Annotated in this window: 25 protein-coding genes; 13 read left to right on the forward strand and 12 right to left on the reverse strand. The window is 45.1% G+C overall.

Annotation, left to right across the window (positions count from 1 at the left end; genetic code table 11):
* Nucleotides 1–12 precede the first annotated feature (12 nt).
* The 4 genes from ACVC9U_RS13895 to ACVC9U_RS13910 form a co-directional block, all read right to left on the reverse strand.
* The gene (locus ACVC9U_RS13895) at nt 13–1,443 is read right to left on the reverse strand and encodes an IS1182 family transposase (protein ID WP_016886315.1); all 1,431 of its coding nucleotides are present in this window, start codon (nt 1,441–1,443) and stop codon (nt 13–15) included.
* Between the two features lie 120 nt (nt 1,444–1,563).
* Nucleotides 1,564–2,313 (reverse strand): NAD-dependent protein deacylase, encoded by a 750-nt coding sequence (locus ACVC9U_RS13900; RefSeq protein ID WP_003180163.1) that lies wholly within the window; start codon nt 2,311–2,313, stop codon nt 1,564–1,566.
* Between the two features lie 28 nt (nt 2,314–2,341).
* A complete protein-coding gene (locus ACVC9U_RS13905; RefSeq protein WP_003180161.1) occupies nt 2,342–3,418 on the reverse strand; it encodes a mechanosensitive ion channel family protein in 1,077 nt (358 codons plus the stop codon).
* Nucleotides 3,419–3,601: 183 nt separating this feature from the next.
* A complete protein-coding gene (locus ACVC9U_RS13910; RefSeq protein WP_003180159.1) occupies nt 3,602–3,709 on the reverse strand; it encodes a YhdX family protein in 108 nt (35 codons plus the stop codon).
* Between the two features lie 191 nt (nt 3,710–3,900).
* Between ACVC9U_RS13910 and ACVC9U_RS13915 the strand changes: the two genes are divergently transcribed.
* From ACVC9U_RS13915 to crcB, 3 genes are read left to right on the forward strand one after another with little or no spacing between them, the layout of a single operon-like run.
* Complete coding sequence (locus ACVC9U_RS13915; protein ID WP_011197699.1) at nt 3,901–4,605, forward strand: glycerophosphodiester phosphodiesterase; 705 nt, start codon at nt 3,901–3,903, stop codon at nt 4,603–4,605.
* Nucleotides 4,606–4,620: 15 nt separating this feature from the next.
* Complete coding sequence (locus tag ACVC9U_RS13920; protein ID WP_003180155.1) at nt 4,621–5,019, forward strand: fluoride efflux transporter FluC; 399 nt, start codon at nt 4,621–4,623, stop codon at nt 5,017–5,019.
* Nucleotides 5,016–5,372 carry a fluoride efflux transporter CrcB gene (gene crcB, locus ACVC9U_RS13925; RefSeq protein ID WP_003180153.1) on the forward strand — a complete coding sequence of 119 codons (357 nt, stop codon included), beginning with the start codon at nt 5,016–5,018 and terminating at the stop codon, nt 5,370–5,372. Before ACVC9U_RS13920 ends, crcB begins: the two co-directional genes overlap by 4 nt.
* A gap of 168 nt (nt 5,373–5,540) precedes the next feature.
* Here the strand turns inward: crcB and ACVC9U_RS13930 are convergent, their stop codons facing one another.
* The 4 genes from ACVC9U_RS13930 to ACVC9U_RS13945 form a co-directional block, all read right to left on the reverse strand.
* Nucleotides 5,541–6,218, reverse strand: coding sequence for an N-acetylmuramoyl-L-alanine amidase family protein (locus ACVC9U_RS13930; protein ID WP_009328972.1), 678 nt, complete (start codon nt 6,216–6,218; stop codon nt 5,541–5,543).
* Complete coding sequence (locus tag ACVC9U_RS13935; protein WP_003180149.1) at nt 6,181–6,468, reverse strand: hypothetical protein; 288 nt, start codon at nt 6,466–6,468, stop codon at nt 6,181–6,183. The genes ACVC9U_RS13930 and ACVC9U_RS13935 overlap by 38 nt, the downstream gene beginning before the upstream one ends.
* A 208-nt stretch (nt 6,469–6,676) precedes the next feature.
* Nucleotides 6,677–7,078, reverse strand: coding sequence for a hypothetical protein (locus ACVC9U_RS13940; RefSeq protein ID WP_003180147.1), 402 nt, complete (start codon nt 7,076–7,078; stop codon nt 6,677–6,679).
* A 97-nt stretch (nt 7,079–7,175) separates the two neighbouring features.
* A complete protein-coding gene (locus ACVC9U_RS13945; RefSeq protein WP_003180145.1) occupies nt 7,176–8,549 on the reverse strand; it encodes a hemolysin family protein in 1,374 nt (457 codons plus the stop codon).
* Between the two features lie 314 nt (nt 8,550–8,863).
* On the opposite strand from ACVC9U_RS13945, the gene ACVC9U_RS13950 reads away from it, so the two are divergent.
* From ACVC9U_RS13950 to ACVC9U_RS13965, 4 genes are all read left to right on the forward strand, one after another.
* On the forward strand, nt 8,864–9,289 hold the full coding sequence (locus ACVC9U_RS13950; RefSeq protein WP_043925061.1) for a MerR family transcriptional regulator: 426 nt from the start codon (nt 8,864–8,866) through the stop codon (nt 9,287–9,289).
* Nucleotides 9,290–9,349: 60 nt separating this feature from the next.
* The gene (locus ACVC9U_RS13955) at nt 9,350–10,669 is read left to right on the forward strand and encodes a hemolysin family protein (RefSeq protein ID WP_441391174.1); all 1,320 of its coding nucleotides are present in this window, start codon (nt 9,350–9,352) and stop codon (nt 10,667–10,669) included.
* 131 nt (nt 10,670–10,800) lie between these two features.
* Nucleotides 10,801–11,397, forward strand: a complete 597-nt coding sequence (locus tag ACVC9U_RS13960; RefSeq protein ID WP_441391175.1) for a TetR/AcrR family transcriptional regulator — start codon at nt 10,801–10,803, stop codon at nt 11,395–11,397.
* Nucleotides 11,394–12,671 (forward strand): acyl-CoA thioesterase/bile acid-CoA:amino acid N-acyltransferase family protein, encoded by a 1,278-nt coding sequence (locus tag ACVC9U_RS13965; protein ID WP_095289900.1) that lies wholly within the window; start codon nt 11,394–11,396, stop codon nt 12,669–12,671. The genes ACVC9U_RS13960 and ACVC9U_RS13965 overlap by 4 nt, the downstream gene beginning before the upstream one ends.
* 29 nt (nt 12,672–12,700) lie before the next feature.
* On the opposite strand, the gene ACVC9U_RS13970 is transcribed toward ACVC9U_RS13965, so the two are convergent.
* The 3 genes from ACVC9U_RS13970 to ACVC9U_RS13980 all read right to left on the reverse strand — a co-directional run bounded on the left by ACVC9U_RS13970 (nt 12,701) and on the right by ACVC9U_RS13980 (nt 14,264).
* Nucleotides 12,701–13,066: a DUF805 domain-containing protein gene (locus ACVC9U_RS13970; RefSeq protein ID WP_020450741.1), complete on the reverse strand. Its 366-nt coding sequence runs from the start codon at nt 13,064–13,066 to the stop codon at nt 12,701–12,703.
* Between the two features lie 146 nt (nt 13,067–13,212).
* On the reverse strand, nt 13,213–13,812 hold the full coding sequence (locus ACVC9U_RS13975; protein ID WP_059232064.1) for a lysophospholipid acyltransferase family protein: 600 nt from the start codon (nt 13,810–13,812) through the stop codon (nt 13,213–13,215).
* Nucleotides 13,813–13,877: 65 nt separating this feature from the next.
* Nucleotides 13,878–14,264 (reverse strand): aldo/keto reductase, encoded by a 387-nt coding sequence (locus ACVC9U_RS13980; protein ID WP_441391176.1) that lies wholly within the window; start codon nt 14,262–14,264, stop codon nt 13,878–13,880.
* A gap of 154 nt (nt 14,265–14,418) precedes the next feature.
* On the opposite strand from ACVC9U_RS13980, the gene ACVC9U_RS13985 reads away from it, so the two are divergent.
* The 4 genes from ACVC9U_RS13985 (at nt 14,419) to ACVC9U_RS14000 (ending at nt 17,072) form a co-directional block, all read left to right on the forward strand.
* On the forward strand, nt 14,419–14,961 hold the full coding sequence (locus ACVC9U_RS13985) for a cupin domain-containing protein (RefSeq protein ID WP_441391177.1): 543 nt from the start codon (nt 14,419–14,421) through the stop codon (nt 14,959–14,961).
* A gap of 278 nt (nt 14,962–15,239) precedes the next feature.
* Nucleotides 15,240–15,731, forward strand: a complete 492-nt coding sequence (sigM, locus tag ACVC9U_RS13990; protein WP_011197692.1) for an RNA polymerase sigma factor SigM — start codon at nt 15,240–15,242, stop codon at nt 15,729–15,731.
* Nucleotides 15,724–16,794, forward strand: coding sequence for an anti-sigma factor (locus tag ACVC9U_RS13995; protein ID WP_441391178.1), 1,071 nt, complete (start codon nt 15,724–15,726; stop codon nt 16,792–16,794). The genes sigM and ACVC9U_RS13995 overlap by 8 nt, the downstream gene beginning before the upstream one ends.
* Nucleotides 16,782–17,072 carry a hypothetical protein gene (locus ACVC9U_RS14000; protein WP_003180123.1) on the forward strand — a complete coding sequence of 97 codons (291 nt, stop codon included), beginning with the start codon at nt 16,782–16,784 and terminating at the stop codon, nt 17,070–17,072. The genes ACVC9U_RS13995 and ACVC9U_RS14000 overlap by 13 nt, the downstream gene beginning before the upstream one ends.
* 28 nt (nt 17,073–17,100) lie before the next feature.
* Here ACVC9U_RS14000 and ACVC9U_RS14005 read toward each other — a convergent pair whose 3' ends face one another.
* The gene (locus ACVC9U_RS14005) at nt 17,101–17,535 is read right to left on the reverse strand and encodes a GNAT family N-acetyltransferase (protein ID WP_145651519.1); all 435 of its coding nucleotides are present in this window, start codon (nt 17,533–17,535) and stop codon (nt 17,101–17,103) included.
* A 112-nt stretch (nt 17,536–17,647) separates the two neighbouring features.
* Here ACVC9U_RS14005 and pdxR point away from each other — a divergent pair, with 112 nt between their 5' ends.
* Together pdxR and ACVC9U_RS14015 are read left to right on the forward strand one after the other, a co-directional pair.
* Nucleotides 17,648–19,060 (forward strand): MocR-like pyridoxine biosynthesis transcription factor PdxR, encoded by a 1,413-nt coding sequence (pdxR, locus tag ACVC9U_RS14010; RefSeq protein ID WP_441391179.1) that lies wholly within the window; start codon nt 17,648–17,650, stop codon nt 19,058–19,060.
* 77 nt (nt 19,061–19,137) lie between these two features.
* The gene (locus ACVC9U_RS14015) at nt 19,138–20,025 is read left to right on the forward strand and encodes an AraC family transcriptional regulator (RefSeq protein WP_441391180.1); all 888 of its coding nucleotides are present in this window, start codon (nt 19,138–19,140) and stop codon (nt 20,023–20,025) included.
* Nucleotides 20,026–20,064 lie beyond the last annotated feature (39 nt).

Here is a 20,064-nt window from a genome sequence, read left to right on the forward strand (position 1 = left end):
GTCTGGAGCGTCTCAGACCGTTGACAAAACAGGTCGGATTTTAAAAATCCGACCTGTTTTTGTCCATTTTATTCTATTATTTCGATCAGAAGGCTGGCGGTTAGGACCTTTCCAGGTCCAATTCGCCAGCTTTTTCAGATTCATGGCAGCGAAAACAAGCATCGCCTGCATGGACAATTTTTTCTTTCCCCGTAAGGTTGTCCAGCGCAAGCCATGCTTATGTTTTAAATCGGCAAAAACTCGTTCGATCGTCTCTTTACGTTTGGCATAGATTTGTTTATTCTCTTCCGTATGCCGAAGATGATCAGCTTCGTCTAAATGATCCTGCCAGATATGTCTGTGAATCATCTTTCGATGATCTCTACTTTCTGTACACGTATGTAGTAATGGACATTGTTTACATCGATTTGGATCTGAAGCATACTCTCGATAACCTTGCCGATTGGTTGTGCGATAGGAGAGAATATGGTCTTGCGGGCAGATATAGACATCATAAAATTCATCGTAAACATACTCGTGTTTTCTCATGAATCCTTTTTTGGTTTGCGGACGCGTGTAAGGCATAACAGGGCGAACGTTTTCTTCATGAAGAAATTTTGCGATAACCGGTGTTTTGTATCCGGCATCAACTGCGACCGTATGAGGCTTGGCGACGCGCTCTTTCACTTGTTGAAACAGGGTCGTGAACACTTGGCTGTCATGAATATTGGCAGGCTCAACAACCGTCCCCAGCACAAATCCGTTCCGGTCACAAGCTGTATGAAAACCATAAGCAAAAAGGCGTTCCCGTTCACCCTTTACAAAATAGCCGCTCTCAGGATCTGTTGTACTTTCTTTTATTTCTCGTTCTTCTGAGCATTGCCTGGGCTTTAAGGGCTTTTTGCCGTTGGCTTCGCGATCGGCATTAATTTCTTGATCTAACTGTTCCTGATAAGCTCTTGTTTCTTTTCTTACGATCTTTTTCACAAACTTTTTCTTATTGGCATTCGCTTTGACATGTGTGCTGTCGATGAAGGCAACCGAAGGATCGACGAGGCCGAGATCCATGGCCTGACGTAAAATCCTATAGAAGATTGTTTCAAATAGGTCTGTGTCATGAAAGCGACGTTCATAGTTTTTACTGAAGGTTGAAAAGTGAGGGATTTTTTCAGAGAATCCATATCCAATAAACCAGCGATAGGCTACATCAGTTTCGATTCGCTTAATGGTTTCGCGCATGGAGCGATGACCAAACACGTATTGAATGAGCACCATTTTAATCAGTACAACAGGATCAATACTTGGACGCCCTTTTGAAGAATAAAGAGGGGCAACTTTTTGATAAATAAATGAAAAATCAATGGCTTCTTCCATCTTCCTGACCAAATGGTCTTCAGGTACAAGCTCACTTAAGGCAACGACTTCAAGCTGTTCACGCTGATCTTTAGAGTGTTTGGTCAACATGGTAAAACCTCCAAAAATTAGATTCCACACACATTTTAACAAAAAAAGCTTGTCGATCAAGCCACTTTTTTGTGACTTTGTCGACAAGCTGAGACGCTCCGGTCTGGAGCGTCTTCCTTTTTAATGATTGAGTTTCCGAACAAACTCGGCGATTTTTTGATTGATGACAATGTCGAATAAATGATCGTAAGGCGTTTCATCGAGATTGATCATGGCTTTCTTCAAACCGGGGATCAGGTGCGCTTCTTCAGGAACAAACCTGACAGGCGCCACTTCGAGTGAAGTGCCGATCACCAGAAGCAGGTCGGATTCGTTGAGGACTTCAAAAAGCGTGTCGAAATGCTGAACGGCGTCGCCGAACAGCACGACATCCGTTTTTAATATAAATCCGCATGCTCTCCCCTTGCCATTGACGCGATTGCACCTTGGCACTTCTTCTTGAAGAATGTGGTCAAGACCGTAGCGCGCCCCGCATTTTGGGCATGCGGCTGTTTGAATCGAACCGTGCAGTTCATATACATGGCGGCTTCCCGCCTTAAGATGCAGCCCGTCGATATTCTGCGTGAACACCCTGACATCCTTACCGCTTTTCTCGAGTTCGGCTAAATAAAGGTGCCCGTCATTCGGCCGATAAGTTCCCGTCATTTTCATTTGAAAAAGCTCTTTAAACTTCGGCCAAAACAATTTTGGATATCGTTCGTAATAATCACGGCTCATCGCTTCCATTCTCGACAGATCTTCCGTCCATATGCCGCCGGCTGAACGAAAATCAGGAATGCCTGATTCCGTGCTCATACCGGCGCCTGTCAAAACGGTAATGCGCTCGGCATTTTCGATCATATCCGCAAATCTCAGGGCTTCTTCCTCCATTTGGCTTGTCTCCCTTCAAAAACTGTTTCTAAGCATTTCCTTGCTGATCTTTCATTTTCTTCAACTCAAAGAGGCTGTGCCCCGGAGAAACAAAATCAACCTGCTCCTCTTTCATAATGTCAAGAATGCGGTAGTTCACATCCTGTCTGACGTCCAAGTTTTCGGCCCAGACCGTCGTATTTGTATAGTAGTTGAAGAAGATGCTTAAATGCGTATCCTTCAGGACATCGAAATTGACCATAATGACATCCGGGTTGACCCCTTCGTGCGATTCGAGCATTTCTTTAAAACGCTCCACACACCGCTCGACTTTCTCCCGCGGGGTTGACGGATCGATTTCGAGCGTAAAGGTGACCTGACGCTTTCGCATTTTCGTCCAGTTCATGATCGCTTCGTTGGCCAGCACAGAGTTGGGAACGGTAACGAGAGCCTCTCCGGCCGTGCGGACTTTCGTGCTTCTGAACGATATATCTTCAACAGTTCCTGTGACAATTTTCGTTTCAATCCAATCGCCGATTGTAAAAGGCTTCTCCATAATAATGACAACTCCGCCGAAAAAGTTTCCGACTGTGTCTTTTGCCGCAAGGGCAAAAGCGAATCCGCCGAGCCCGAGTCCGGCAACAAATCCGTTGACATCATAATTGAACTCTCCGGCGATGACGCTGATTCCAAGCGCTACAATGATAAATCGGAGAATCTTGGACAAAAACGGCGCAAGAATATCATCCATATCAAGCTCAAGCCGCTTATTGATTTTATCGAATAAAACAGACGAAGCCGCCGTTAAGTTATACAGGCCGCTTACAATGACCAAAATCACGGACACTCTGTACAGTTTATGAACGATCCCCATATGCCCCTCAAAAAACGGGGAATAAATAATCGCCAGATAAATACCGAGTATCGCAAAAAACCACCTGGCCGGCTTTTCAAACGCCAGCACCACCTGATTGAAAAAGTCCGTTTTCGTCTTATTCGTCAATTTCAGTATCAGGTTGAATAAGTACTTCGTAAATATTTTTCTAAACGCGAAAAATAAAAGAAGGATACCGATGCTGATCCCGATATCGGCAGCGAAATCCATTGTCATATACTTTTCGAACATTGCTTTCTCTCCCTTATTTCACTCTTCAAGCTTTTATTATACTAAAACGAGCAAAAAATTTCTCACTTTATTGTACGCCAAAAATACCGATGCCACGCATAAAAGGCCGCCGAACACCTTCGGCAGCCTGATGATCATTCTATTTTATTGTTCCCAGAGACAACGTGATACGGGCCAACACCGCTATTTCTTCTTCTGAGACTGTGTTTGATCAAGGAGAGTCGCTTTAAACATTTCAGCATCGGTTTCGATCTTAATCCGTTCTTCCACTTTAATTCTCCCTTTACCCATCATCTCGCCTCCTTTTGTCCATTATAAAATATCAGAATTTTTAGTAAATGATACTTTTGTACCATTTTGCCGAAATTTGTCGCACATCTCTTCCCCCTGCATTTTGTCCGCTTTAGTCAAAGGATTTACTTGCATCGCCAAAATCGGGTATCCTTGTGATGGAAAGATTTTATCAAGAGGAGCTGACATGTTTGCATATTATCGCACATCGCGGAGCCTCGGCTTACGCCCCAGAAAATACGTTTGCCGCTTTTGAAAAAGCGGTGGAGCTCGGGGCTGATTTTATCGAACTCGACATACAGATTACAAAGGATGGAAAACTTGCCGTCATCCACGATGACAAGGTTGACAGAACGACGAACGGTACCGGTTTCGTTCGCGAGTATACGATGAATGAGCTCGAACAGCTGGATGCAGGAAGCTGGTTCGGCCCTGAATATCAAGGCGAAAAAATCCCTTCACTTGAAGCTGTTCTGAGGAAGTATCACAATAAGACGGGCCTTCTCATCGAAATCAAGTCGTCCAAAACCCAGCCCGGAATCGAAAAAGCGGCCGGACAACTGATCAGCCGGTATGGCCGTTCAATGAACACAATTGTCCAGTCGTTTGACGCCGGCGCCATGAGGGCGTTTCATCACATGTATCCTTCGATTCAGACTGCCGTTTTGATCAGGCCGAGATTTGGATTGCTGCCGCGCGGCCGGCTGCGGCAAATCGCTTCGTTTGCCCAATACGTCAGCCTGAAAGCTACGATGATCAGCCCTTTTCTGATCAAATCGATTCACAGCTGTGATTTGAAGGCGCTGGCTTGGACGGTCAACGGGCAGAAAACGGGAAGCCGCCTCAAAAGCTGGAAAATCGATGGGATCATTACCGACTACCCGGATTATTTTTGAGAAAGAAGGAAGAGTATGAAATCATATGTTGCCGTTTTTATCGGGGGAGCCATCGGATCGCTGCTGCGCTACGCAGTCAATCTGCTCGGCGGCACCGCCGTTTTTCCTTGGCCGACTTTTATTGAAAACACGTCCGGAAGCCTTCTGCTCGGCCTTTTGACAGGCTTTTTTGCGGCTCGGGCAAAAAAGCCGCTCGTCCAATTATGCTTAGGGACGGGGTTTTGCGGCGGGTATACGACAATGTCCGCTTTTTCTAAAGAAACCGTACTTCTGCTGCAATCGGCCGCTCACATCGGAGTTCTGTACTTGATGGCATCGCTTGCCTGCGGGGTATGCTTCGCATTTTTGGGGATCGTGATCGGCAAAAAGGTCAGCGGAGCTGCGGGGAAAGAAAAGGAGCGGTATCAATCATGATGGCAGCTGCTTTTATGATCGCGGGAGGAATCGGGTCCGTTTTGAGATTTTGGCTGGGCAATGTGCTCATGGCGATGATTCCGCGCCCCCGCATTCCGGTCAGCGTGATGGTGATCAATATTCTCGGCTCATTCGCTCTCGGCATATTCATAAGCCTCGGCATTGACAATCAAACGGTCTCTATCGTGGTCGGAACTGGATTTTTCGGAGGCTTCACAACATTTTCGACGTTCAGCGTTGAAGCTGTTCAGCTTTTGGCTGCAAAGCGGGTAAAGGCTTCAGCGGTTTACATCCTGCTTACAATGGCAGGCTCAATCGGCGGATTCTGGGCCGGCAGCATGCTGATTCCGTGAAAATGATGGTGTTATGATGAACCAATTATTCTGGTTTATTGATTTGTATAGCAGCTCAAATTCTGATGGGAGCGTTCAGAAAGGAACATTACGCCCAAATGAAAAAAGATGCGGACTCATTAATGTCAAGAATCCATTTTGAATGCTTCAAAATGGATTCTTCCCTTTTTATCCTTTTTCAATGGCCGCTGTTTGAAAGCTGTCCCAATTCGCAGAAATAACGTTCAAAACATCGTCTTTTTCTTGGTAAGCTCCAATTTGTCCCCCGTCCATCGTCACTTTATACAGGGGAAACTCATTGTGTGTCAGACCGAGGCAGAGTGCGATGCCGGCTGCATGTCCCCGCGCCGTCTGTTCGATCCAGGCGGCGCTTTTCATTTTTGCCGAATCTTCGGGATGATCGATAAAGCCGTTCTCCGTCAATATGGCGTGCATCGCTGTTTCCCGAAGAACATGAAAGTTCGCCTTCTTCATTCCCCTGTCCCTGAGTCCGTTCTGCTTGATCACTTCGCCGTGAATGATCCGTTGATAAAGAGCAGTAACCGACTCATCGGTCAAGCCGCTGTAGATATAATCTTCATACCCGTACGCCGTACCGTCAAAAGCGTTTGTATGAATGGAGACAAATAAATCGGCCCCCCACGAATTGGCATCATCTGTGCGCTCCTGAAGCGTGACCGTTTTGTCTGTTGTTCTGCTCAGCCTCGTCTCTGCGTTATCATACTCTTTTAATAAAATATCATTCATTTTGAGAGCAATCGCAAGCGTCACGTCCTTTTCCTGCAAACCGTTTCCCGATGCTCCCGGATCACTTCCGCCGTGTCCCGGATCCAAATAAATCTTCATGTTCAATCTCCTCCTTTGATAATGGTTTCAAGACGTTTTTTGAGCCGGAGTAAAATCCAACTGATGACAAGCCAAGCCAAGTTCCGATCATCATATCTTCCTTCCAGTCCCCTGCGGTAAACAAGAGAGAAATCGAGATGCCGAAGACAATTGCACAGATGGGGAGAAATCGTTTCTGAATGCCGACAAGCTTTACCGTATGCACCAATCCCGTAATCAGCGGAACGAGCGCAATTTCAGAAAAATCCATGTTCTTCCTCTCCTTTCCTGAAGCGTTTGTCTCAAAAAATGACCGGCATTTGTTTCATTACATGTGTCAAACCTCCCCGCTGTTTAAAGCTTGTCTTTATCATAAAAGAAAAGCTGCCCTCTCCCGTGTCATCATCGCGTCAAGAACCTGAAAAAAAACTGAAGCGGCCAGAAAAGAAGGGCTTGTTTGAGACAAGCCCTCGCATCCGTTAAATATTCGTGATCGCCGCCAAGCTGACAAGCAGCTTGTCCAGCAGCGATTTCTTCATTAAAAACAGCGTTTTTTCGCTGTAGCCGATTTCCATCGCGCATTTTCCCATGCTCCAATTATGAATATACCGGCATTCCACCAACTTCCGCTCGAGCTCATCCAATTCTGAGACAGCCGTTTCCATCGAATCAAGCAAAAATTGATAGAGCCTTTTTTCCGCGTCGATCTGATATTCAGCGTTTCTTTCTTTGACGGTGAGCCCGTTCTTTTGCTCCTTCTCCATCCTCCTTTCTAAATTGAGCACGGCGGCTTTGTAATTTTTCCAATTCCGCAAATGAAATTCGATCCGCTTAATATACGTTTTCCTCTCTTCCTCCGAAATGATTTCGTACCACAGCAAATCAATCACCTCTCAAACAGAACGTTTGTTCCCATTATATACGAACAAAAGTTCCTGTTCAAATGACTTTTTTCTTAAAATCAAAAATCACCTTGAGCTATTTTTCGCTCAAGGTGACTTCGTTAACGACGACCGGATTTGCCGGTGCCAGCTCTACATGTTCTGTTGTTTGTTCCCGCTTAACTTCGACGTGCTTAATCAGACGCCCTTCCATTTCGAGAACCGTTATCGTGTAAGAGCCGATATGCACCGCCTGGCCTTCCGCGATATCTATGTTTTCTTTCAGCACAAGTCCGCCGACTGTTTCGACTTCCTCTTCCTCGAGATCGTCTTCAAACAGCTCATTGACCTGATCGATTCTCACTTTGCCGTCCATGATGTATTCATGATCGGAGACTTTTTCGATAAGCGGTTTTTCGTCTTCATCGAATTCGTCCCTGATTTCCCCGACGATTTCTTCAAGAATATCCTCGGCCGTCACAAGACCAGATGTCCCGCCGTACTCATCCGTTAAGATCGCCATGTGAATCCGCTCCCGCTGCATTTTGATCAGCAGCTTTTGAACAGGCACGGTTTCAATGACTTCAATAACCGGACGGACATAGGCTTCAAGGGACAATCGCTTTTTCTCAGCCTCTGACATCATGAGCATATCCGTAAACAGCTGTTTCGTATTGATCATGCCGATGACATGATCCTTATCGCCTTTATAGACAGGCCAGCGCGTATACTTTTCCTGCAGCATGACCGAAATGGCCTCATCGATCGGCATATCCACCGGGACGGAGGCGATTTCAGTGCGCGGCACCATAATTTCTTTGGCGATCCGATTGTCGAATTCAAAGATTTTATTAACGTATCTATATTCAGACGGATTGATTTCTCCGCTTTTGTAGCTTTCTGATAACAGGATTCGCAGCTCTTCCTCCGAATGGGATTCATCCTTTTCCGAAGCAGGCTTCAAACCGAATAACCCGGTCAGCACTCTGGCTGAGGCATTCAGCGTCCAAATGAACGGGAACATGACAACATTGAAAAAGTGCAGAGGTCCCGCCAGCCACAGTGTCATCTGTTCGGCTTTTTGAATCGCGATGGTTTTTGGGGCAAGTTCTCCAACCACGACGTTCAGGAATGTAATCACTAAAAATGCAATGGCAACTGAAAGAGCGTGCGATACAGCGCCAGAAACATGCAAGCTTTCAAAGACCGGATGCAGCACCTTTTTAACCGTAGGCTCCCCCATCCAGCCGAGTCCGAGTGCTGTAATCGTAATGCCGAGCTGGCAAGCTGAAAGGTATTCATCCAAATCCGACACCACTTGTTTTGCGCGAACCGCCTTTTTGTTTCCTTCAGCAATCAGCTGATCAATGCGGGAGCTTCTGACTCTGACAATCGCAAATTCCGATGCCACGAAAAAAGCGGTTAATGCAATCAGAATCCCGATGATTATCAGACTAACAATATCGTCCATTTAACCTTATCCTTCACAAAGGACAAGGAGTCACCTCCTGATGAATTCAAATTCCCTTAATAAGGCTGATGTGCGTTCTGTAAAAATGACTATGCAGAGGGCCCCATCTAACCACCTCCAAGCCAAATATATACTATTATCTTACTTTATTAAAAAAGAGTCAGTCAAATGTCTAAACTTTAAATCTAACAATATTTTCTCGAATATTTAGATAAATAAAGGTTTTCGCATCAATTTTACGCCTTTTTTTGATCAATTAACTTGTATAAACAGCTTCTAATATATTAAAATGTTTTATAACTATAACGTGATGGTTGAGGAGGGATGCAGATGGGGCAGAGAAATATCGCATTGGCGAATTAGCAGCTGCTGCAGGCGTAACAAAACGTACTGTCGATTATTATACGAATCTCGGGCTGTTAACGCCTGACAGATCATGTTCAAACTACCGTTATTACGATGAAGCCGCTCTCAAACGGCTGAAGTTTATTATGGACTGCAAGCAGCAGAGATTGGCCCTGTCCGACATTAAAGTAAGGCTGGAAAACCAGTTTCCCTCTTCAACTGTGAATGATGATGAAATTGGAAGCCTGACAACGGAAATTGATCATGTCAATGACAATATTTCCGTGATCATAAACAGATTGAAACGGCTGAATCCCGATGAACGGAAGATTCTGAAAAGCCGGCTTTCTCCTGAAAAAATGACGGTCATCCAGTCCTTTTTACTGCTGCTTTAGTTAATCTTTTACTAAACAGGAGGTGTTACCTTCATTCTCACGCTAGAGTGAAGGTCCTAATTGGAAATAGTTAATTTGGTTTTTGTTGCTGTATTAATTGCTTTAACAGCATTTTTCGTAGCGTCTGAGTTTGCGATTATCAGAATCAGAAGCTCGCGGGTTGATCAGTTGATTGCTGAAGGAAACAAAACAGCGGTTTCGGTGAAAAAAGTCATTACACATTTAGACGAATATTTATCGGCCTGCCAGCTCGGCATCACTTTGACGGCCCTCGGTCTCGGTTGGCTCGGGGAGCCGACTGTCGCCCGGCTGCTTGAACCGCTATTTGTGAAGTGGAACATTCCGAGCTCTGTATCACACATCGTTTCAGTCGTGATCGCCTTCAGCTTGATTACGTTTTTGCATGTGGTTGTCGGCGAGCTTGCTCCAAAGACGCTTGCGATCCAAAAAGCGGAAGCCGTTTCCTTCCTTTTTGCAAAACCGTTGATCTGGTTCTACCGCATCATGTTCCCATTCATCTGGGCGCTGAACGGATCGGCAAGGCTGCTGACGAAAGCGTTTGGCCTTGAAGCGGTTTCTGAAAATGAAATGGCGCACTCAGAGGAAGAGCTGCGAATTATTCTGTCAGAAAGCTACAAAAGCGGCGAAATCAATCAATCTGAGTTCAAATATGTCAACAAAATTTTTGAATTCGATGACCGTCTTGCCAAGGAAATCATGATCCCGAGAACAGAAGTCGTCAGCTTTCCAAATGATATGAAAATCGCCGAGATGATCGACATCACGAAGGTCGAAGGCTATACCCGCTATCCCGTCGAAGACGGAGATAAGGACAACATCGTCGGCGTCATCAATGTCAAGGAAATACTGACGGCCTGCATCAGCGGAGAATGCTCCAAAGAAGACACAATTGAACAGTTTATCAATCCGATCATTCATGTGATCGAGACCGTTCCGATCCACGATCTGCTTCTGAAAATGCAGAGAGAACGCGTTCATATGGCGATCCTTTCTGATGAATACGGCGGAACGGCCGGACTCGTGACGGTCGAAGACATCATTGAAGAAATCGTCGGCGAAATCCGTGACGAATTCGATATTGATGAAATTAATGAAATCCGCAAGATTGGCGAAAACCACTACATTCTCGACGGTAAAGTGCTCGTCAACCAAGTCAACGATTTGCTCGGCACTCAGCTCGACAATGAGGAAATTGACACGATCGGCGGATGGTTCCTGACGCAAAAATATGACGTCCAAAAAGGCGACATGATCACCGAGCAGGGATTTGAATTCACGATCAACGAAATCGACGGCCACCACGTTTCATACGTAGAGGTGAAGAAAGCTGCGGAAACGCTCCTTGAGGAAGCGGAATAACACTGTGAATAAACCGGAGGATACAATGCATTTGTATCCTCTTTTTTTTGCGTTCAAAATATGTAACCACTTGATTACACAGCAAAGTTCAATTATGATGTAATCAAGTGGTTACATTTCAGGAGGGACTTATGTCAACACAATCTACTAGAGATCGATTAATCCAAGCGGCGCTTGCCCTTTTTAAAGAAAAAGGATATCAAGCCGCATCCACCAGAGAAATTGCCCAAAAAGCAGGAGTCAATCATTTAACTCTTTTTAGACACTTCGGAAATAAACAGAATTTATTTCGGGAAAGTGTTATTCAACATGTTGCATCAGGAGATTTTATTGGAGAACTTGAAGCAATATTAACCGGCGATTTACGCCAAGACCTCTCATTCATTGCAAAAGCGTATCTAAAAGAAAACCTGGAAAAAGGTACTGTTTTTTTACTTTACTTTAATGATGCAGTACAGGATAAGGAAGTTTGCGAATTAATCATGGATATTCCCCGCCGTCTCAATCGCTTTTTAGAGACTTATTTTGCGAACCTCTATGCCGAAAAAAAAATTTCAGGCGGCAATTTTCAAATTTTAAGCCAAATGTTTTTCGGTTTGCTGAATCAATACATTATGTTTCAACATTTGCCCACATTCAAGGAGTCGTTCGATGATCGTATTGATGACTATGTTGAGGAGTGCGTCGATTTATTTTATACAAAACTTGAAAAGGAAGTGCCGTCTTGATTACTCTGCAACCGGTTTTGCACATACCTGCAGTTTCCAAATGGGATGAAAAAATAAACCTGAAGATAAGCGGACTCCGACCGTTTGACATCATTGAAATCATCTTGACTGTGAAAGATGAAGCTGACGCAGAGTGGAGATCACATGCTGTTTTTCAAGCGAATCGATTGGGAGAAGTCGACCCTGCAGCAGCAGCCCCAATAAAAGGAACCTACCAGTCTAAAGATCAAATGGGGCTTTTTTGGTCAATGCAGGCGGTTGAATCCTCCTGCTCGTTCCATAAAAAATCGGTTAATTCCTCCGTTTACAGGATTGAGGTGAAGCAAAAAGAACGCACGATCCTGAGTAAAGAAATAAAACGAGTGCTGCTTTCTGAAACAGTAGAGAGACAGGAAGTAAGCGAAAATGGGTTGTCCGGCACATTTTTTCGTCCGCTTGCTGTCAACCGGCCTCCCGCAGTCATCGTATTAGGGGGATCTGACGGCGGTCTTGATGAAACAATGGCAGGCATGTTAGCAAATTACGGATATGCAACATTTGCAATCCCTTATTTTCAATACAAACAGCTTCCTAAAAAACTGGTTGAAATCCCGCTTGAATATTTCCGGAAAGCGATCGATTGGCTCGGACGCCAAGAAGGACTTCATCATCGTCAGATCGGAATATGCGGAAGGTCAAAAGGCGGCGAACTGGCGCTGCTGATAGGTTCCCATTTTCCTGAAATCCGTTTTGCGGTTTCTCATGTAGGCGGCGGGGTCGTCTTTCAAGGCGTTGGATTAAAAAAATTTCGGCAGACATCTTCCTGGAGTCTGGACGGCGCACCGCTCGCCTTTGCCCCGCTGCCATTGTTTTCGCTTTCTCAGCTGTGGAATATGGTGACACATAAGCTCACAAGACAGCCTCATGCTTTTACTGATCTTTACAAAAAAGCTTTACGGAAAGTGAAAGAGGATCATCCAGCAATTATAAAAGCGGAACATATTAATGGGCCTATTCTGTTAACTTCAGGTACGGATGATTTGGTATGGCCCTCCGCCTCTATGAACGAGAAAATCGTTGAACGGCTGAAAAAGAAGAGATTTCCCTATTCTGTTAAACATCTATATTTCGAAGATGCCGGCCATAATATCAGGCCTCCATACTTTCCGACATCCGGGCGGAAAAGCCGAAAAATAGCCTATGGGGGAAAAACTGAAGCCGATGCCATTGCAGCTCAAACATTTTGGCGGGAACTGCTTTTGTTTTTAGAAAAATCAACTGCCACAAACAACTAAAAAACCGCCTGGGGACAGGCGGTTTTCGCTTAGATAGCTCCCTTCGGGTTCGGCCCGTATTGATTTTCCTCTTTTACACTGTTTTGACAAAGCATGATCAGCAAAATAAATTGCCCAATGAGAGGGATCAGACCGATGCAGATCCAGCAGCCGCTTTTACCCGTATCATGCAATCTGCGGATCGTGACAGCCAAGCCCGGCACAAGAATGGCAAGCAAATAAACCATCCCTAAAAATGTCTCTATTTCATATTCCGGAAGATGCAGAATGGCTTTAAAAAAACCGTAGAGGACCAAAATCATGTATGAGAAAAAGCAAAACAGCCAAAATTCCTTTCGTCTCGCCCTTCCTGTAAATCCTGCATAGTTTTTTATTGCTTTCAAATACCATTTCATAATATAAGCTCTCCCACCAATAAACATTGTTTTAAAATACTGCACAAAAAAATAAACCATAAAAAATGGAGTGCAAGGTGAATTTTAGAAAAATAAAAAAACAGCTTCTGTGCGTGAGAAGCTGTTTTTCCTTGCGTATGTTTGAATTATAGCTGCTCCAGCTTTTTCTCTAAAGCTTTAATACTGTCATTCAAAGCTTCCGTCATTTTGACCAGCTTTTCTTTTGACGAATATTGAGCGAAATCTTCCTGTTTGAGCGGTTCGCCGATGACCAGTTTCATTTTGCCTCTTTTGAAAAGCTCTTTTTCGTTGGAAGGACCGCTGTATGCGGCCGGCACAAGCGGCGCTTTTCCCATCTGGGCGATCGTGACAGCCCCTCTTTTCAATGGAACGTCTTCAGATGACCGCGTTCCGCTTGGAAAAATGCCGACGATTTTTCCTTCTTTCAACAGCTTAATCGGGGTTTTGATGCTGCTTGGCCCGGGATTTTCCCTGTCGACGGGAAATGCGTTGATGCTTGAAAGAAAAGAACCGCTTAATTTATTTTCAAAAAGCTCTTTTTTCGCCATGTAATGAATTTCCATAGGCAAAATGCCGACACCCAGAGCGACGACATCCACCCATCCTGCATGTGTGCACGCAATAACGAAACCTGTGTCTTTAGGAAGATTTTCTTTATTGTATACTTTAATTCCGCCGCGCAAAGAAAGAATCGCTTTTGCAGCATAACCAGTAAATTTATACATATGGCACTTCCTTTATTGATGTAGTCGTATGAGGTTTCCCTTTATTATTATAACAATTTTTTTTATTACCTGGTACTAAAAAATGATTTTTCACAAAAAAACCAGGGAATTTCCTCCCCGGTACTTTCAGACTTTTTCTTTTGTCGGCGGAGCCATGAATTCAGGCCCGATCCGTTCTGAAATCTAATATGGCGTCCCGATTTTGTCGCGAGAATGACTCGGTCGCGCTCTCCGTATTGCTGTACGGCCTTGCCGACGATTTCTTCCGACTGTCCGAAACCGTATGCCGGAGCGGTATCAATCAGGTTGATTCCTTGATCAAGCGCAGCATGAATCGTTTGAATCGCTTCTTTTTCATCGCTTCCGCCCCACATGAAACCTCCGATGGCCCATGTTCCGAGACCGATGCGCGACGATTCGATCGATGTACCGGATATGTTGGTGTATTCCATGCTCCTCTCCCTCCTGTTGTGAGTCTGATATCATGTTTTCCCGGAAGCTTTTTTTAAAAAACTGTTTTGACTAAAAACCATCTTTAAGCGGGACACTTCATATGCCTATTGCATACGATGATCCCAATAAAGCTAATGAAGGGACCTAGAACAAATGCATCCAAATCAATACCCATATTATATTCCTTTTTCTTACAAACCGGTTCGGTTTCACGAATCAGATTATGCAGGCGCTTTTCGAACACCCGGCAGCGAAGAACGCATCGTATTAAGAGATTATGGACAAAAGCCGTTTGCCGCTAACATCAACGAAGCGGCAAAACAGAACAAAACGTTTCGGACCGCTTTATGGACAGGAAGGCATTTGCAAGTTACCCTGATGAGCCTCAACCCCGGCGAAGACATCGGATTGGAAATGCACCCTCACGTTGATCAGTTTCTTCGTATTGAACAAGGCAGGGGAATTGTACAGATGGGGCCGAGCAAACATCATTTGCAATTTAAAAGAAATGTTTATGATGACACCGCTATCGTCATCCCTGCCGGAACATGGCACAATCTCACCAATACAGGCAATACTCCGCTGAAACTCTATTCAATCTACGCTCCGCCCAACCACCCATTCGGCACCGTCCATCGAACGAAAGCCGATGCGCTGGCAGCAGAAGGGCACCGCGGTCACTGCCAATATTTTTGACAGACAATAAAAACAGCTGATAATGAAGGATATCCTCTAATCAAATAGCCTTTTAGCATATAATAAAGATCTCATATGCTAAAAGGCTTATTTTGCTGCTGTGTTTTATATTTCGGCCGCTTTACACCATGAAGATTAGTTTTTTTGAACGTGTTCAGTTATTATATAGGATAGATGATTTTAAAGGTAAGAAATTGGAGGAAAAATGAGCCGTGGGCATATTTAGTGCAACTTCAAACCTTTCTTATGCGTTTATAACATAGAGGGGAGAAAAGGCAGTGACTATCGACGAAATTTACCAAATGTATATGAATGATGTTTACAGGTTCCTGCTCTCCATGACGAAAGATAAACATCTAGCAGAGGATTTGCTTCAGGAAACCTTTATGAGAGCTTACATACACATCCATTCTTACGACCACAGCAAGGTGAAGCCATGGCTTTTTCAAGTGGCACGCAATGCGTTTATCGACTATGTCAGAAAGCATAAAAAGGAAGTGACGATTTCTGACGACATGATCGGAAACCTGTTTCAAAACGCGGTGCAAAGCCCTGCTCACCAGGTCGAAATCAAGGAAGTGTTAACCTTATATATGAACCAGCTCCCCGATAACTACCGGGAAGCGCTTACGCTGTACTATTTAAAAGAATTGAACTACAAGGAAGCGTCAAGCTTGATGAATATCTCAGAGGCTAATTTTAAAAGTGTTTTATTTCGTGCCAGACAGCGGCTGAAAGCACTTTACAACAGAGGTGTTAACGATGAATGAAGATTTAAAAAAACGTTGGGAAAAATATAAAAACGGCGAACTTTCCGAATCGGAAATGCTCCGGGTCGAAGAAGAGCTTGAACAGCTTGAAGAATACCAGGACATGCTGGAACAAGAAATGAAAGACGAAGACTGGGATTTGGCGATCAGTCCTGAAAAGCAAAAAGCGATTTTAAGATACGGAAAAAATAAATCATATATGCGGATTTCCACCCTTGCTGTTATTTCTACGCTTATTATTCTGCCGATCTGCACACTCGGCAGCTATCTATACTACGGGTTGGGCGGGCATGAAAGCAAAGGGAACGAACTGGTGCAAACCGCTTCAATGACAGTTGCCGTCACAAATCCGAATATTCAAGTCGATACTGAAGCCCTTGTCAACAAAGTAAAACTCTTTGGAATCGAAACACAGTTCCCGTTAAAGAAGCAAATCGGAAACGTCACAAAAGTAGTTGGAAATGAAGAAGTGGAAATGTTCTTCGATCAGCTGAAGTCTCCGCAGATTCATCAATACAATCAGGAGCTTTCAAAAGAAGAACGTCATTTTGTCTACCCTGACGGCATCAAAGAAAAATCAGTGTCCAAAGCCGAGTCGATTTTAAAACAGCTGCCTGACGGAACCGTAACCGAAGCATTCCTTTCCTTTGAAAGAGCATACCCGACAAAGGAGCTGTATGAAAAATTAAAAGGCTATGATATTCGCGTTCTGTGGAATGCGATTGAAACAGAGGGCGATTTAAAAGATCATCCATACGCAGAGCCGATCGGATTTCCCGGAAAAGATTCAAACCGGATTTTTGAAATTCAGCATCCTGCCGAAAACGATGACGAGCAGTTTAAAGCGGCGCTTTCCTACATGATCAAGAACAATAAATGGGCTGAAACCATTTCAGGCAGGAAAGACCTGAAGCTTTCCAAACGGCTTGACTATGTGGAACAGAATGGTGTGAACGTGTATGGAGCCGTCATTACCGGACCGTCAAAAGAGGTTGAACGGCTGATCAAAAAAGGGCCTGTCAAAGCAGCTAAAGTAGGTGAGGTGGAATTATGGAACTGGTAAGAATCTTTAAGGAGCACAACGTATTTGGATGGGTGTCTGTAGGCACGGCCATTCTGTCCCTGTTCGTCTTAAACTTGGCCATTTTAAGCGACACGATCGCATATTCGTATAAGATGCTTCCTTTTGCGATGGCCGCCGTTCCGCTCGGAATTATCGAGCTGTTCATAAAAAAAGGACGGACCGGTCTCGGATTTCTCGGCGTCGTCCTGAACATTTTCATTCTCGTTTGCGTATGGACCATCGTCTCCATCGATACGAATCTGCAGCTCGGCTTTTAATAACTCCCCGGTTTTACCGGGGAGTTTTTCATTTCAGAGCCTTGCGAAATAGGTAGCTCGCTTTTTCATACCCCATTTTCTCTTCGTAAAAACGGTGAGCGTCTGCGCGCTGCAAGCCTGATGATAAAGCGATTGAAGCCAATCCGTTCCGTTTGGCCCACTCTTCAACAGCGCCTAAAAGCTTCTTTCCAAAGCCTTTTGAACGGTGTTTTTCACACGTCACCAGGTCTGCTACCCAAACATGACGGCCTTGATTCAAAGAAACCCTCGGCAAAAAGCCGGCCAAAGCCACCGGAATATCGCCGTCGTACAGCGCAAATAACATGTAGTTTTCAGCCTCCCGCGCTTCTTTGACGAGCTCCAAAAAAGACGTTTCATCCAAATGGGGGCGGAGCTGTCTCATGATCGGATAGACTTCCTTGAGCTCTGTTTCACAGTGCAATTCCCTATAATCAAGCAACATCGTCATTCCCTTCTGTTGGTTATGAAACTACTTTAACCCGACAACTGGCCTTTTTAAAATGGCCAGTTTTGATAAAATAAAACATACCAGATGAATTGAAAGGGCTGATCGAATGGATATAACCCCCTTTTTAAACCGCAGCGGCAGCGAGCCGCTTTATCAGCAGCTGTACACGTTTTTCAAACGCAGCATTCATTCGGGACACATAAAGCCTGGAACAAAGCTTCCCTCCAAACGAATGCTTTCCAAACACTTAAATGTCAGCCTGACAACTGTAGAACACGCGTATGAACAGCTGGCTGCAGAAGGATATTTGCTCAGCAAGCCTAGAAAGGGCTGGTTTGCGGCTGAAGCGGAAGGAGACTTTGCACAGACTGCGCCTCCTCCTCCTGCCGAAAAAGAACTGGAAGAACATGAGACGGCGGCGGACATGATCGATTTTCACCACGGCCATGTAGACCTCGCGTCATTTCCTGTTTCCCAATGGAAAAAAACGCTCGCCAAAACCGTTGGTGAATCAGGGCATGACCTTTTTCAAAGCGGCCCCCCGACCGGAGACCTTCCGCTGCGGAAAATGATTGCGGTTTATCTCAGAGAGTCGCGCGGCGTGGTCTGTTCACCCGAGCAAATCATCATCGGAGCCGGCACACCGGTTTTGCTGCAGTTGCTGTGCCATCTGTTTCCTAAAGGCACAACTGTCGGATTTGAAGATCCCGGATTTCATCGCTCGAAAACGGTCCTGAAAACCGGCGGCTTCAATGTGGTGCCTATAGCAGTCGACGAGAGCGGGATTTCCGTGCAAGATCTTGAACAATATCAGCCGCAACTCGTATACACCACCCCGTCCCATCAGTTTCCGCTCGGAATGATCATGCCGGTCGGCCGCAGGCTGCAGTTGCTTGACTGGGCAGCATCGACCGGAGCTTATATCATCGAAGACGATTATGACGGGGAATTCCGCTATGCGGGACAGCCGATTCCTTCCCTTCAGGGACTTGACCGGAACCACCGGGTCATCTATTTAGGGACTTTTTCAAAATCGCTGATTCCCTCCCTCAGGATCAGCTATATGGTTCTCCCCTTCCCGCTCGTCAAAGAAGGGCTCAATATGGCATCCTTATTTAAACAAACGGTTTCCCGCCATGTGCAGCATGCCATTGCTCTTTTTATGAAAAACGGGGATTATCAAAGACACTTGAACCGAATGAGAACACTCTACCGAAAAAAACGAAAAACGCTCCTTGACGCCATCAAACGTGAATTTGGCGCTCATGCCGCAGTTCGAGGAGAGAACGCCGGTCTTCACATCATCCTTGAGGTGAAAAGCGCTCCGAGTGAAGAGTGGCTGACCCAAAAAGCACTGGAGAAAGGCGTCAAAGTATATCCAGCCTCTGTCTCGTATGTGACTCCTCCTGAAACACACGCGGTGCTCCTCGGGTTTGGCGGACTTTCTGAAAAAAGCATCGCAGACGGCATCAAAAAGCTGAAGACAGCATGGTTGAACGGCGGACAGTCTCGGGAATGACCCTGCATAATCGGGCACGGAAAGTCGGATGCCGGGATTCTGTTTCTGCTATTTTTGTAAACAGAGGAGGTCATCAAATGGATTTGCTGAAGAACATGAATCAAGCTATGGCGTATATTGAAGAACACCTGACAGACAGTATTGACTTTCAAACGCTTGCGCAGCTTTCTTACTGCTCTGAATATCATTTTAAAAGGATGTTTTCTTTTCTTGCAGGGATTTCGCTGTCCGAATACATTCGCCGCAGGCGGCTTACCCTTGCAGCGTTTGAATTGAAAAACACAAATCAAAAAGTGATTGATATCGCGGTGAAATACGGTTATCACTCGCCGGATGCTTTTACGCGCGCATTTCAAAAGCTGCACGGCATCACGCCGACAGAGGCAAGGCACGATATCAGCACACTGAAAGCATATCCTCCGATGACCTTCCAGTTAACAATTAGAGGAGGAAACGAAATGAACTACCGAATTGTAGAAAAGAAGGCATTTCGGATCGTCGGAATCAAAAAAAGGGTCTCTGTCATCTTTCACGGAATCAATCCGGAAATCGCCTCGATGTGGAAAGCTTTAAGCAGTGAAAACATCGCTGAATTAAAAGAGCTGTCAAATGTCGAGCCGCTTGGACTGATTCAAGCATCGGCGAACTTTTCCGAAGGCCGGATGGAAGAGCAGGGAGAGCTTGACCATTATATCGGTGCAGCGACAACGAAGGAATGCCCGGACCGATATGAACAGCTTGAAGTTCCCGCCTCGACATGGGCTGTCTTTGAAGCGGCCGGTCCGTTTCCGGACACCCTTCAAAATGTCTGGGGACGCATTTATGCTGAATGGTTCCCGTCTTCACATTACGAGCAAACAAAAGGGCCGGAAATCCTCTGGAATCAGGATCAAGATATCAGCTCCCCAACGTTTAAAAGCGAAATATGGATACCGGTTCAAAAAAGAACGGCATGTAAGGATTAAAGAAAAAAACAAAAGCTCAAGATATCAGTTCTTTTTACT

It is taken from the genome of Bacillus sp. GM2 (genome assembly GCF_056155945.1).

Excerpts from the sequence above, each read along its gene's own strand:
- ACVC9U_RS13895 (WP_016886315.1), bottom strand. The coding sequence starts at position 1,443 with ATGTTGACCAAACACTCTAAAGATCAGCGTGAACAGCTTGAAGTCGTT.
- ACVC9U_RS13900 (WP_003180163.1), bottom strand. The coding sequence starts at position 2,313 with ATGGAGGAAGAAGCCCTGAGATTTGCGGATATGATCGAAAATGCCGAG.
- ACVC9U_RS13905 (WP_003180161.1), bottom strand. The coding sequence starts at position 3,418 with ATGTTCGAAAAGTATATGACAATGGATTTCGCTGCCGATATCGGGATC.
- ACVC9U_RS13910 (WP_003180159.1), bottom strand. The coding sequence starts at position 3,709 with ATGGGTAAAGGGAGAATTAAAGTGGAAGAACGGATTAAGATCGAAACC.
- ACVC9U_RS13920 (WP_003180155.1), top strand. The coding sequence starts at position 4,621 with ATGAAATCATATGTTGCCGTTTTTATCGGGGGAGCCATCGGATCGCTG.
- crcB (WP_003180153.1), top strand. The coding sequence starts at position 5,016 with ATGATGGCAGCTGCTTTTATGATCGCGGGAGGAATCGGGTCCGTTTTG.
- ACVC9U_RS13930 (WP_009328972.1), bottom strand. The coding sequence starts at position 6,218 with ATGAAGATTTATTTGGATCCGGGACACGGCGGAAGTGATCCGGGAGCA.
- ACVC9U_RS13935 (WP_003180149.1), bottom strand. The coding sequence starts at position 6,468 with ATGGATTTTTCTGAAATTGCGCTCGTTCCGCTGATTACGGGATTGGTG.
- ACVC9U_RS13945 (WP_003180145.1), bottom strand. The coding sequence starts at position 8,549 with ATGGACGATATTGTTAGTCTGATAATCATCGGGATTCTGATTGCATTA.
- ACVC9U_RS13960 (WP_441391175.1), top strand. The coding sequence starts at position 10,801 with ATGTCAACACAATCTACTAGAGATCGATTAATCCAAGCGGCGCTTGCC.
- ACVC9U_RS13970 (WP_020450741.1), bottom strand. The coding sequence starts at position 13,066 with ATGAAATGGTATTTGAAAGCAATAAAAAACTATGCAGGATTTACAGGA.
- ACVC9U_RS13975 (WP_059232064.1), bottom strand. The coding sequence starts at position 13,812 with ATGTATAAATTTACTGGTTATGCTGCAAAAGCGATTCTTTCTTTGCGC.
- ACVC9U_RS13980 (WP_441391176.1), bottom strand. The coding sequence starts at position 14,264 with ATGGAATACACCAACATATCCGGTACATCGATCGAATCGTCGCGCATC.
- ACVC9U_RS13985 (WP_441391177.1), top strand. The coding sequence starts at position 14,419 with ATGCATCCAAATCAATACCCATATTATATTCCTTTTTCTTACAAACCG.
- ACVC9U_RS13995 (WP_441391178.1), top strand. The coding sequence starts at position 15,724 with ATGAATGAAGATTTAAAAAAACGTTGGGAAAAATATAAAAACGGCGAA.
- ACVC9U_RS14000 (WP_003180123.1), top strand. The coding sequence starts at position 16,782 with ATGGAACTGGTAAGAATCTTTAAGGAGCACAACGTATTTGGATGGGTG.
- ACVC9U_RS14005 (WP_145651519.1), bottom strand. The coding sequence starts at position 17,535 with ATGTTGCTTGATTATAGGGAATTGCACTGTGAAACAGAGCTCAAGGAA.
- pdxR (WP_441391179.1), top strand. The coding sequence starts at position 17,648 with ATGGATATAACCCCCTTTTTAAACCGCAGCGGCAGCGAGCCGCTTTAT.
- ACVC9U_RS14015 (WP_441391180.1), top strand. The coding sequence starts at position 19,138 with ATGGATTTGCTGAAGAACATGAATCAAGCTATGGCGTATATTGAAGAA.